2 protein-coding genes are annotated in these 13,734 nt (G+C 72.2%); both read right to left on the bottom strand.

All coding sequences use genetic code 11. The annotated features are described in order from the left end of the window. Nucleotides 1–1,216 (bottom strand): adventurous gliding motility protein GltJ (gene gltJ / locus VF697_RS31500; RefSeq protein WP_331100763.1); only part of this gene is annotated, 1,216 nt, incomplete at its 3' end. Nucleotides 1,217–1,407: 191 nt separating this feature from the next. After that, entirely contained in the window at nucleotides 1,408–13,671 is a 12,264-nt protein-coding gene (locus tag VF697_RS31495; RefSeq protein WP_331100761.1) for a tetratricopeptide repeat protein, read from the bottom strand. Between the last annotated feature and the right edge of the window lie 63 nt (nucleotides 13,672–13,734).

Raw genomic sequence — 13,734 nt, 5'->3', positions numbered from 1 at the left:
CCGGCTGCGTCGCCGCGGGCGGCGTCACGGGGGCTGGCTGCTCGGAAGGCCGGGTCGCGAAGAAGATCCCCGCCCCACCGGCGAGCAACACCACGCCCACCAAGCCGATGATCATCCCCATCTTGCCGCCCTGCTTCGGCGCGGGCGCTGCCGGCGGCGGATAGCCGTACCCCGGAGGCGGCCCGTAGGCCTGCGGCATCTGCTGCGCGTACGGCTGCTGCGCATGCTGCGGCGCGTAGGCCTGCGGCATCGGCTGCTGCGCCAGGTATGGCGCGGGCGCGGGAGCCTCGGCCCTCATGGGGCTCGGCGCGGCCACGGGCGCGGCCTCTGGCGGAGGCAGATCCAGCAGCCCGGAGACCACGGGCTTCGCCTTCTCCTCCACGGGCGCGGCCTTGGGGGCCGGCTTCGTCATCGCCTCGTTCTCCTCCTTCACCAGCGAGGCGAGCACGCTCGCGGCCGAGGGCTTCCAGCCGGAAGACTCCTGCGTCGCGGACGGCCCCGAGGCCACCGGAGACTCGGACTTCGCCGACTTCGAGAAACCACCGGCGCTGAAGGCGGACTCCACCGGACCCGAGGCCACCGGCGCGGGCGCCTCCATCGGCGCGGGTGCCACGATGACGGCCTTGGTCGGGCGCGGCGCCAGCACCGACGCCAGCTCCGAGGCCTCCGAGAGCGGAATCCAGTCGCTGAAGCCCGCGCGCCAGCACAGGCTGTCCGGGCCAACCTCGCCCCGGTCCCAGTAGTCCTTCACCTTCTCCATCGAGAGCGGGCCCACCTGCTTCTCGTCGATGGCGACGAACCACTCGTGGGAGGAGGTCTTCGCGCTGCTCGACTCGGCCTCCACGAGCTTGCGCACCGTCGCGCCCGCGTCCGAGACGACCGCCATGTCCACCAGGGCCGGCTTGTCACCGCCTGGCTCGCCCGCGGGAATCTTGTGCGACCCGGAGTTGAGCACCTGGTCGAACACGGCGCCCAGCTCATCCTCCTCGACGCCGCTGAACAGGCCCCCCTCGGGAGGCGTGCCCAGGGTCGCGGGCAGCCCGGTGCTGTCGCTCTTGGACGGCCCTTGGGACGCGGCTGCACCGTGGGCGGCCTCATTGGCCGACCCCTCGTCCACCGCCGGCGCGGAGCCGGCTGGACGCACCACGATGTTGTAGCCGCACTTCTTGCAACGAACCTTGACGCCCTTGGCGCCAACCTTGTCGTCGCTAATCATGTACTGCGCGCGGCAGCTATCGCAGACGAAACGCATCGTTCCCCGCAACCCTCAGAAAAGACGGGAGAAAACCCGCCGGAATCGTAGAGGTGGCATCCGGGGGGGTCAAGGATGCGAACCTCGCCCGCCCGGCTGCCTCCTTGAACGTGTGAGATCCCTTTCGGGTCTCCACGTTCATTCGAACTTCGCCTCTACTTCCTTACCTGTACCTCCACGTCCGTACCTACCGCGACACGCAGCTCGCGGAGCTCCTCGGACGTGGCGAAGAGCAGCAGCTCCTTCAACTTCGTCTTCGGAGCGACCCGGAAGGCCGAGCCGGTCTCTCCCATCACCATGCGCTTGACGGGCTCGCACTCCCCGGCGGCGAAGAAGCCGGCCCGCGTGGCCGTCAGCTCCGCGCCCTCGAGGTACTGGCGCACGTCGGTGGGCGTGGCCGCGGGCAGGTAGACGCGCGCCACCTTGGCCAGGGCCGCGCGGGCCGGATCGTTGAAGCTCTTCTCCAGCAGCTTGCGCTCGGCATCCACCAGTCGCGGGTCCACCGTGAAGCGCAGGTTGGGCACCACCAGACTCAGCGCCGCCTGCACCACCGCCTCGAGCCGCTCCGGGGCCAGCCGCTGGCTGAAGGCCAGTTCCGGGCGCACCAGCGCGAGCGTCCGCCCCAGCAGGTAGTAGGCCTCCTTCTGCCCCTGCTCCGCGAAGAAGCGCCCGCCCGCGCGCAGGCAGGCCGGGTGCGTCTGCAGCACCTCCACGTTCACGAGCGGATCCGGCGCCGCCTCGTTGGAGCGCTTCGCCATGTTCTCGCGACGGACCACCAGGTGCGGCGAGTACAGCTCCACCGCGTCCAGCCCGAAGAGGCGGGCCACGTAGCGGTAGTGCTGCACGTGGTACTCCTGCGCGCTCGGCAGGTCGATGCGGTGCTTCTTCGGGACGATCTGGTAGTGCTGGAAGGGCACCGCGTACAGGTGCCCCACCTGAGCGAAGAGCAGCCCCATCAGCTCGGTGAGCGGTCCGCGCAGCTTCGGGTGCAGCAGGTGCGTCTGCCACATCTGGTCCGACAGCGGCCGCTGGGCCACTTCCTTGCGCTTGGCGTAGGGCCCCAGCTTGGTGAGGATCTCCTTCTCGTCATCCCCCGCCTCGCCGAGCAGCCCCGACACGGCCTGCGCGGCCAGCCACGCGCCGTCGTAGTCCTTGCGCATCGCGGACAGGCGCACCAACTGCGAGACGACCTTGCGCGGATCTCCCGTGTTGGGCAGGGCGCGGCGGAGCGCGGCGAGGGCCTCGTCCTCCTTGCCCGGAGAGGCCCCCGCCAGCTCGGCGTAGACCTCCTGCACCTGCGCGTCGTCCGGCAGGCCCTTGGCGACGACACCGTAGGCCGCCACCGCGCCCTCCTGGTTCTTCAGCACCTGGCGGTACAGGTCGCCCAGCGCCCGCCACAGCGCCATGCGCGCCGCGTGCGTGTCCGGCGTCTTGGGCATGCGCCCGAGCATCTTCGCGTAGTTCTCCTCGAGCGCCTTCCACTGGCCCGCGCCACCCAGCATCGCCTCGATGGCGCTGAAGGCCTCGACGAAGCGGTGGTCCAGGTCCAGCGCCGTGTTGAAGGCCGCGGTCGCGCCCTCGAGGTCACGCAGCTCGTCCCGGCGCAGCTCGCCGAGCGCGAACCACACCCGCTTGGCCTTGTTCGGCTCGGCGGCCAGCGCCGGCAGCCGGAGCATCCGCTCCAGCATGTCCGCCGCCTTCTGGCCCTGGCGCGTCTCACGCAGCAGCACGTAGAGCGCGTCCAGCACCTCGAGCGACTCCGGCTGCAGCTTGAGCGCCCCGGTGTACGCGTCGATGGCCTGGTACGGCTCGCTCAGCTTCTCGCGCGCGAGCTGGCCCAGCTCCAGGAAGACCCGCGCCTTCGCCTCCCCTTCCAGCACGTTGGCGAGCTGCTGGCGGAGATCCGCGGCCCGCTCCCACTTGCCGGCCTTGTCCGAGAGCGCCACCAGCGCGCGCAGGGAGGCCTCGTGGCTGGAGTCGATGGCCAGCGCCTTCTCGAAGTGGTTCTGCGCGCGATCCGACTGGTTCAGCTTCGCGTAGATGTCGCCCTGCTGCCAGTAGACCTCCACCACCTCCATGTCCGTGAGCTCTTCCCGGTGGTGGATGAGGATGGTCTGGAAGATGCGCAGCGCCTCCTCGTACCGCCTGGCGTGCACGAGCAGGTTGCCGTAGCCCTCGAGCGCCGGCAGGTAGGTGGCGTCGAGGCCGTAGGCCTTCTCGTAGGAGTCGAGTGCCTTGTCGCGCTTGCCCAGCTTGTCCGCCACGTAGCCCAGCCGGTAGAGCTGCCGGCAAAGGTCCGCGGTGAGCGCGGCGTCCTTCGAGGCAATGGCCTTCTCCGCCATCTTGCGCACGACGATGTCGAGCATCCGCTCGGCGGACACCCAGTCCTCACGCGCGCTGTAGACGTCCGACAGCGGGCGCGCCGCGTCCAGGCTGTCCGGCGCGTACTTGAGGGTCTCCTCGTAGTAGGCCGTGGCCGTGTCCACATCGCCCTTGGTCTCGGCGTTGTAGCGCGCCACCTCGAGCAGCGCGCGCGCCTTGGCCTCGCCGTCCTCGGTCTGCTGCGACTCCTGGAGGAGCGTCTGCTCGTAGCCGTCCCAGTCCTTCTCCTGCTCCTGGATGCCCTTGAGGGCGCGGATGCTGAGCAGGTGGCTCGGGTCGATGGCGAGGGCCTGCTGGTAGCAGCTACGGGCGCTGCCCGTGTCCATCAGCATGTCCTCGTTCATCTTGCCCATGCGGTAGTGCAGCTCCACCGCGTCGGGCGCGTGGCCGGCGATCTGCGCCTCGCGCGCCAGCATCTCCAGGGCGAAGGGCCAGTTGCCGCTGCGCTCGTACAGCTTGCCGAGCGCGTGCAGCGCGGGCCGGCTCTGCGGATCCACCTCCAGCGCGTAGGAGTAGGTGTTCACCGCCCGGTCCACCTGCTTGAGCTGCTGGTGGTAGACGTTGCCGATCTCCACGTACAGCTCGGCCTGCTCCTGCACCGACGTGGCGAGCTGGAGCTGCCGCTCGTAGGCGGCGACCAGGTCCTCCCAGCGCGCCTGCATGCGCCGCAGGCGGATGAGCGCCTTGATGGCCTGCAGGTTCTGCGGGTCGATGGCCAGCACGCCCTCGATGAAGGCGTCCGCGTTGGCCGGGTTCTGGTACTTGTCCTCCCAGATGCTCGCGCACCGGAAGAGCACGCGCACCCGCTCGCGGTAGTCGGAGATGACCTCGAGCATGCGCTCGTAGGTGGCGAGCAGCTCCGCCGGCTGGTCCAGCCGCGTGTGCAGCCGCTCCAGTGCCTCCAGCGCCGTGGGGTTGTACGGCTCGAACTCGAGCGCCTGGCGGTAGGCGGCCACCGCGGCCTCGTCGTCGCCGATGTCCCGCTCGTAGACTCCCGCGACCTCGACCTGGATGCGGGCCCGCTCCTCGACGGTGCCCGCCAGGTCTCGCGCCCGCATCAGCGTGGACGCCACGTGCTGCCAGGCCTTCTGGTTGCGGTAGAGCGTGGTGAGCACGCCCAGCGTCTCCGCGTCCGGCTCCAGGTCCAGCGCGCGCAGCAGTGCGCTCGCGGCCTCGTCCGGGTCACCCTGCTCCTCGAAGACGCGGGCGATCTCCCGGAGGATGACCTTGCGCGCCTCGATGGAGCCGGCCGCCTCGAGCTTCTGCTCCAGCGCCACCACGTACTCGCGCACGCGGCCACGCCGCTGGAACATCCCCGCGAGCCCGTCGAGCGCCGTGGCGTTCGTCGGATCGAACTCGAGGATCTTCCGCAGTGCGCCCTCGGCCGAGGTCGCATCGTCCAGCTTCTGGTCGTGGACGCGCGCCAGCGTGGCGTACATCCGCTCGGCCAGCGGGCCGCGAGGCAGCGCATCCGCCACCTCCTCGTAGACGGCGGCGAGCTCCTCGTGGGAGCCCGTCTCGTCGGCGAGCCGCTCCACCTCTTCGCGCAGGTGGTCGTCCGAGGCGTCGAGCTGCAGCGCGCGGCAGAGCGCCAGGAAGGCCACGTCCTTCTGGCCCAGCCGCTCCTCCTGCACCCTCGCCAGCTCCTTGAGGGTGGCGAGCTTCTCCTCCTCCGTGACGAGGTGCGGCAGGTAGCGATCCACCACCTGCGCGTAGGCCCGCCAGTCATTGTGCCCGCGGTACAGCTCGCACACGCGTGCGTAGGCCGTGGGGTTGGCCGGGTCGAGCTCCAGCACCTTCTCCAGCGCGCCGGCGGCCAGCTCGGGCTTGTTGCCCTCGCCGGACCACAGGTCCGCCACCGCGAACCACGTGGCCACCGCCTGGTCCCGCTCCTCGACCAGCTGGTGCACCTGCACCTTCAGCTCGAGCGCGCGCACCGCGTCGTTGTAGGCCCGCAGCGAGACGAAGAGCGCGTGGACACGCTCCAGGTCCTCCACCGAGTGCGGCTCCACCTCCAGCGCACGGCGGGCCGCGTCCAGCGCCTCCTCGCGCCGACCCATCCCGGAGAGCACCTCGGCCAGCCGCAGGCGCAGCGCCTTCACGCCCTCGGCCGACTCCTGCAGCGGAACGAGCCGCCGCAGGATGCCCACCAGCTCCTCCGCCTGCCCCGTCTCCTCGTACAGCTCGCGCAGCGTGTCCAGCACGCCCCGGTGCCGTGCGTCGCGCTCCAGCGCGGCCTTGAGGTAGCTCACCGCCACCTCGGGCTGCTTCAGCAGGCGGTACAGCACCCGGCCCAGCCGCTCGTTGAGCCGCACCACCTCGCGCGGATCCAACGTCTGCGCCAGCCGGTCGGACAGCAGCGTGCGCAGCTCCTCGTGCCGCCCTGCCCTCTCGTAGAGGGACTCCAGCGCCGAGAAGGCCTGCTCGTTGCGAGCGTTCTTTGCCAGCAGCTCGCGGTACAGCTCGATGGAGCGCCCCAGGTCCGACAGGCCCTCGGAGGACACCTGCGCCATGCGCGTGATGACACGCTCACGCTCGGGGCCGGTGACGCGCTCGGACTGCACCTTCAGGATGGCGTACAGCTTGTCGTGCGCGCCGGCCGCGTCGTAGATGGTCTCCAGCAGCCGCGCCGAGGCGAGGTGCCCGGGCTCCAGCGCCAGCACCTGCTCGAACGCGGAGGCCGCCCGGTCCATGCTGTCCAGCTTCTCCTGGAGCAGCTGACCCAGGCGGAAGAGGAAGCCCACCTTGTCGGCCTTCTCCTCCGCCGAGGAGGCCAGCGCCTCCAGCACGTTGGCCAGCTCCGGCCACGCTTCCAGCAGGAGGTAGAGCCGATCCAGCGCCACCAGCGACTGCTGCTGCGACGTCGGATCCAGCGTGCGCGCCCGCTCGAAGTAGACGACGGCGCGCTCGGGCTCGCGCAGGCGCGACTCGAAGAGCTGGCCCAGCTTGAGGCACATCCGCGCCGCGTCGGTCGCCTCGGCCACGCGAGGCAGGGCCTCCTCGTAGGCCACCACCAGCTCGTCGTACGAGCCGGCCGCGTCCGTGGCGTTCTCCAGACGCTGACGCAGCTCGACGTCGTTCGGGTCCTCCTTGAACGAGCGGAAGAGCGCCAGGAAGGTGAGCTCCGGCTCGCCCTGCGCCTCGCGCAGCGTGGCCAGCTCGCCCAGCAGCGTCTTGCGCTCGTGCTTGTCCGGGGACACCCCCACCCGCGTCTCGATGAGCGACGCGAGCCGAGCCACGTCACCGCTCGCCCGGAAGGCGCGCAGCAGCGTCTCCACCGCGAGCAGGTTCTGCGGCTCGCGGGCCACCAGCGCCTCCATGCGGCCCACCGCACCGGCATGGTTGGGCTGCAGCGAGAGCACCTCGCCGTAGAGCGCCAGCGCTCCCGCCTTGTCCAGCAGCTTCGTCTCGCGCAGCACGGCGAGGCGGAACTTCAGCTCCAGCCCCTCCTCGGGCGACACGAGCGCGATGCGGCGCGCCAGCACGTCCGCCATCTCCGGCCAGCGCTCCAGCTTCTGGCACAGGCCGTCCATCCGCGTGAGCGCGGCGGCGTCGTCCTGCTTCACGTCCAGCAGGCGTCGCAGGGTGGCCAGTGCGCCCAGCCCATCCTGCAGCTTCTCCTCCTGGAGCACGGCGATCTGCAGCAGCACCGAGGCACGGCGGGCCGGCTCCTCGGCCCCCGCGAGCTGGCGGCGCAGCACCTCCAGCAACTCCTGCGGCGTGCCCTGCTCGGCCACCAGGCGCACCACGGCATCGAGCGCGTCCGTGTCCGTGGGCCGCAGCGTCAGCACCCTGCGCCACGAGGCCAGCGCCTCGTCGTCCTCGCCCAGGCGCGCCTGGAGCTTCGCGAGCGCCTTGTACAGCTCGGCGCGGGCGGCGTCACTCGCCCGAGGGGCGATCTCCGAGAGGACGGCCGCGAACTCCTCGGCGGCCCCCGCCTTGTCCACCAGCGAGAGGCACAGCTCGAGCGTGCGCGCATCGTCCGGCTGATCGCGCAGCGCGCGCGTGGCCGAGAGAAAGGCCATCTCCACGTTGTCCAGCGGACCCGCGTACGTCTCCGCGATGCGGCGCAGCAGCGCCGCGCGCTCCTGGGGCACCGGCTCGGCGGAGACGCGCGACTCCAGCATCTGCACCTGCTTGAGGTGGTCGCCTACCGCCGCGAACACCGGCTCGAGCGCCAGCGCGGCCTGGCCACGCAGCGGAGTGTCCGAGCGCGCCATCTCCTCCAGCGCGCCCACCGCACCGGGGTGTCCGGCCCGGCGCCGCAGCACCTCCTGGTAGAGCTCCAGCGCCCCGCGCGGATCCTCCAGGCGGCTGAACTTCAGGCGGCCGAGGCGCACGCGCAGATCGCTCCCCTCCTCCTGGGCCTTGCGCGAGTCGGCGAGCTGGATCTCCCGCTCGATGTGCTGCGCCAGCTCCGGCCAGCGCTCCATCTGTGTCAGCACGCGGCCGAGCAGCTTGAGGGCGTTGGCGTCCTCGGGCCGGCGCTCCAGGACGTCGCGGTACGTCTGCGCCGCGAGCGCCTTGTCGGTGAGCGTCTCCTCGGCGAGGTGGGCCAGCTCGAAGAGCACGTTCACCTGGGCGGCGACGGACGGCTCGGCCGCCACCTGCCGGCGCATGACCAGCGCCAGCTCACGGTTCGCTCCCGTGCGCCGATGCACGCGGGCAATGGACTCCAGCACCTGCTTGTTCTGCGGATCGCGCCGGCTGACCTCCTCCAGCGCGCGCACAGCCAGGTCGTAGCGCTTGAGGCGCCCGTCGTAGATGCCCGCGAGCCGCCGCCACAGGTCACCCGCCAGGGGCTCGGTGGCGCCGCGGTCGAGCTGATCCTCGTACGCCGCCGCGACCTCCTCGAAGGAGCCGGAGTCGGCAGCGAGCCGCTCCAGGTCATCGCGCACGCCGTCGTCCTGCGGGGCCTCGTTGAAGGCGCGCAGGCGCGCGGCGAAGGCGAGCGACGTCTGGCCGAGCGCCTCGCGCAGGGTGGCGATCTCCTGGATGCGCTCCAGGCGCCGCGCGGGCTGCGTGCCCTGCAGGAGGATCTCCAGCACCTCCACCAGCTTCCGGGTGTCGTTGAGGCTCCGGTAGACGGGCTCCAGCAGTCGTGCCGCCTCCGCCCGCTGCGTCTCCTCCTGGAGCATGCGCTCCAGGCCCGAGACGGCCTGCGGATCTCCCGGCGCCAGCTCCATCAGCGAGCGGTAGGAGCTCAGCGCCTCGGCGTTGCTGCCCTCCTTCTCCAGGAGCTGCGCGCGGCGCAGGATGAAGCCCCGGCGCGACTCGACGTCCGTGGACAGCCCGGCGAGCTGGTCCAGCACGTCCGCCTGCTCCACGAAGCGCCGCGTCTTGGCGAACAGCTTGTCCAGAGCGAGCAACCCGTCGGTCGCCTTGCGGATGGCCAGTGCCGAGCGCCACGTCTCGATCGCCTTGGCGTCATCGCCCGCGGCGGCATGGGCCTCGCCCGCCTTCACCAGCAGGGCGCGCCGGGCCTCGGGGTCCTGGGCGAGCTGCGACTGGGCGGCGTAGACCTCGGAGAGGCTCTTGGCGTTCTGCCCGCGCTCGTACAGCCGCGAGAGGGCCTCGAGCGCCTGCCGGTCCTGCGGCGCGTCCTCGAGGATCTTCTTCCAGACGCTGGCGGCCTCCTCCGTCTGGCCGAGCTGCTCGCGCAGCTCCGCGGACCGACGCAGCAGCCCGAGCGCAGAGGTGTCGCCCGCGGGCAGATCCGCCGCGGCCTCCTCGTACAGCTCGGCCAGCATCTCGTGCGAGCCCGTCTCGCGGGCGAGCCGCTCCAGCTCCTGCTGGAGGGACTCGCGCTCCACACCCTGCGCGAAGGCCTTCACCGCCGCCATGAAGGCGAGCGACGGCTGGTGCATGTCCTGCTCGTAGATGCGGCGGATCTCCCCCGCGAGCTGCGCCTTCTCCACGGTGAGCGCGGAGGCCATGCGCGCCTCGCGCAGCGACACGCGGCGAGCATGGTCTCCCAGCCGGGCGAGCACGGGGTCGAGCACTTCCAGCGCCCCCGCGCTCATCGGCACGGCGGCGGTCACCCACTCCTCGAGCGCGGCGCGCGCGCCCGGGTGGCCGGGGTCCTCGGAGAGGATGCCCTGGTAGAGCTGGAGCGCGGCGTTGGCGTCATCGAGCTGGGTGCGCAGCAGCTCGGCGAGGCGGAACGAGACCTCGCGGCCCTGCGGGCTCTGGCCCTCCTGCGTGCGACGCAGACCGAGCGCCCACGCCAGGTCCTTCGGCCGGCCGAGCTCGTTGTAGAGGCGATCCAGGGAGGCGGTGGCCTCGCGCTGGAGCGGATCGCGCTGGGCGATGGCGCGCCAGGCATCGGCGGCGCTCTCCTTGTCGGACAGCTTCGACTCGTGCAGCAGGGCAGCCTCGCGCAGGTACGCGAGCTGCTCGGCCGGCTCCGCGGCGGCGGCGGCGAGCTTCTCCAGCACCTCGGCGAGCGCGGCCCACTCCTCACCCGCGCGATGCAGGCGCTGCAGGGCGCGCAGGCAGTCGAGGTTGCCCGGCTCCAGCGCCAGCAGGGCGCGGAGCGAGGACACCGCGGCGTTCCGGTCGTCGAGCTTCTTCTCCTGGACCTCGGCCAGCTCGCGCAGCAGGCCCGCCCGGGCGGACCCCGTGTTCCCCTCCTCGGTCAGCTCGATGAGGATCTCCGCGTAGGCATCCAGCGAGTCCGCGTCCTCGGCGGCCTGGCGCGCGGCGGCGCGCAGTGGCATGTCCCCCGGCGTCAGGCGCAGGGCCCGGGCCAGCGAGGCGAAGGCCAGCTCCGGCTGACGCAGCTGCGTCAGGTGCACCTGCGCGGCCTGCCGGAGCGCCAGCACCCGGGCCGCGTCGTCGCGCACCACCTCGGCGAGCACGTCCAGCGCGGCCACCAGCTTGCGGTGGTCCTTGGTGGCCTCGTAGGCGGGAATGAGCGCCCGCGCGGCCTCCTCGCGCGCGTTGCCGTCGGCGAGCATGCCCTCGAGCGCCTCGCGGGCACTCGTGTCCGACGGGCGCTGGCGGAGGATGTCCGCGAAGCTGCGCACCACGTCGGTGCGGTCTCCGGGCGAGTCCTGCAACACCTGCGCGCGCTTGAGCGTCAGGCGCGCCACGCGATCCAGATCGCCCGCGTCCTCGGCGAGCGCGATCTGCCGGGCGAGCACCTCGCCCAGCTCCCGGTTGCGGCCGGCCTTCTCGTACAGCTCGGCCAGACGCGGCAGGTGACGCACCTCGTCCGCGCCCGACTGGATGGCCGCCTGGAGCGCCTCGGCGGCCTGCAGTGGACGGCCCAGCCCGGCGTTGAGCTCCACGAGCTGCAGCTGCAGCTCCACCTTCTCCACCTTCGGGGCCGTCTGGATGCGCTTGCGCAGCAGCGCGTCCGCGTCCGCCGCACGGCCCGCCCTGCCATAGAGCTTGATCAGCAGCCCGAGCACCTCGGGTGACTCGGGATCCCGCTGCAACGCGGTCTCCAGCGAGCCGATGGCCTCGGGGAGCGCTCCGGAATCCTCGGCCAGCTTCGCCGCCTCGGAGAGGAGCTGCACCGCCAGGGCCGGCGCCTCCGCCTCCGTGGCCAGCGCGCGCAGCACGCGCACCAGCTCGGCGTGGGCGGACAGGTCGTGCGCCAGTCGCGCCGCGTCGGCGCGGTTCACCTCGTCGGTGGGAATCTCCCGCAGGGCGCGCACGCGCAGGTCGAAGGCGGCCCGGCTGTCGGCGAGCTGCTTCTCGTGGATGCCGGCGATCTGACCGAACAGGCGCTGGCGCACCGCCGCGTCCTGGGTGCCCTCGAGCTGCTGCAGCATCGCGGACACCTGGCGCTGGTGGTCGCCACTGCGGCCGTAGTGGTTGGCGAGCGCCTCGGAGATCTCCGCCGTGCGCACGCCCGCCGACGCGAGCCGCTCGAGCCCGCCCAACACCACGCCCGTGGCGACGTTCTCCGCCAGGAGCTGGAGGAACAGGCCCGCGGCCTCCTGCGGGCGGTTCAGGCGCTCGGCGTACAGCCGGGCCTGACGCGCCGCCCAGTCGCTGCGCTCCACCTGCGTCTCGGCCAGCTTCGCCAGCTTGCCGGCGAGCGCCGCGGCCTCCTCGAACCTGGACAGCGCCACGCACAGCGCCTGCAGGCGCCGCACGGGAGCCGCATCCTCGGGGGCAAGCTTCACCAGCTCGCGCACCATGGGCTCCAGCTCTCCCGGAGCCGCGCCAGACGCCTCGCGCCGGGCGATCTCTCCCTCCAGGCGCACCCGCGGGTCATCCGCGAGCGAGGCGGAGGCCCGGAGCGAACGCACGGCCTCCTGCGCCGCACTGTCTCCCGGAGCGCGCGCGAGCACCTCCTGCCAGGCCGCCTCGGCGCCCGCGGGGTCCGCCAGCGGTCCCTGGAGGAGCTGCGCGAGGTGCCGCCAGAGCGTGAGGGCCGCCTCGGGAGGCGCGACCAGGGCCGCGCGCCGGAGCGCCACCGCCAGCGCGGGCTCCGCCTGGGCCTTGCTCGCGTTCTCCAGGACGGAGCCCAGCAGCATGGGCCGGGTGGGGTCCAGCGCGAGGGCGCGCGCGAGCACCTCGAAGGCTCCCCGCGCGTTGTCCTGCTCCTCGTAGAGGAGCGCGAGCCCCTCGCAGAAGGCCACGCGCTCGGAGCGCGGGCGCGGGGCGAGGAGTGCCAGGTCCAGCAGCGGCTCCAGGGCCTCGAAGTTCTCCTCCTCCGCGAGGAGGCGCGCGAGCAGGAACGCCGCGAGCGCGTTGGACGGATCCGCCTTGAGCGCGGCCTCCAGGTGCCCCTTCGCCGCGGCCCCATCCTTCTGTTGCAGGCAGAGATCCGCGAGCCGCAGCCGCAGGGCCACCTGCGTCACACGGTCCTTCACCGTGCCGAGGTAGCGCTCCAGCATGGCCAGCGCATCCGCCGTGCGGCCCTGCTCCAGCAGCAGCTCCGCACCGAGGCTCGCCGCGTCCGCGCGCGCCGGGTCCACGGTGGCGGCCTTCTCGAAGGCGGCGAGAGCCCCGACCGCGTCGTTGAGGCGGGTGAGGCGCAGGGTGCCCAGCCGCAGCCAGAGGTCCACCTGGGCGTTGCGCTCGCGGGCCTCACCCACCAGCGACTCGAACCACGTCTGCGCCGGCGCGAAGTCCCCGTTGCGCTCGGCCACGCGCTCGATGAGGTTGAGGGCCTCGGGCATGCCGGGCCACAGCAGGAAGCAGCGCTCCAGCGCCTCCTTCATCTTGTCCATCGCGGCCGGCTCGTACCAGGCGTGCAGCTTGGCCACGAGGAGGGAGAGCCGCGCCGCGCTCTTGCGGTCACGCTCCTCCAGGGACATGCCGCGCAGCATGCGCGCGCGCTCGCGCCACGTCTGCTCGAAGCGCTGCAGCGTCTGGGTGGCCTTCTCCACCCGGGCGTTCCCCGGCTCCAGCTCCCGCACGACGTCCAGCGCCTGCTGGGCGAGCACGTGCTCGGTGGGATCCTCCACCAGCCGCTCGGCGAAGGTGAGGTACTCCTCCACCATGCCCTCGCCGCCCAGCGCGGCCCGCTCGCGCTCCAGCGACTCGAAGATGGGCTGGAAGCGCTCCTCGCTCAGGAGGAGCTGACGGGCGCGCTTGAAGAGGGCGCGATCCGGCTTCACCCGCGTGGCCCGCTGCAGGCACAGCACCGCGCGGTCACGCCGGAAGAGCTTCTGCTCGTGGAGGTTCGCCGCCTTCACGAAGGAGGACGAGGCCTCCTCGTCCTGGCTCAGCGAGCCGAGCCGCTCCAGCACGTCGACGAGCGCGGCCATGTCCTGGCGCGCCTCGTACACGGTCTTCAGCCCGCGCAGGACGGGACGCGGATCCTCGGCGATCAACAGCGCGCGCCGCAGCAGCTCCTCGGAGCGGGTCGGGTTGCGCAGCCGCTCATAGGCGAGCTGTCCCGCGCGGACCAGCACCCGCACCGCCTCGGCGGTGGGAGTCTCTCGCGCGCGTCCCTCGTACAGACGGATGAGCTCCTCGACACGGCCTGCCTTCTCGAGCGCGGCCTCGGCCTCGGCGAAGGGCCGGTCGGAGGCGACACGCTCAGCGGGTCGACGGAGGTTCGGCTGATCCATGAAAGGCGGGCCTCGCGAAAAGGAAAGGGGCGGGGAGCGGCACTCTATCGCCCGCCCACCACC

The sequence above is a fragment of the Archangium sp. genome, assembly GCF_036388035.1.
Classification (GTDB): domain Bacteria; phylum Myxococcota; class Myxococcia; order Myxococcales; family Myxococcaceae; genus Archangium.
This window is presented reverse-complemented; position numbering and strand designations above follow the sequence as displayed.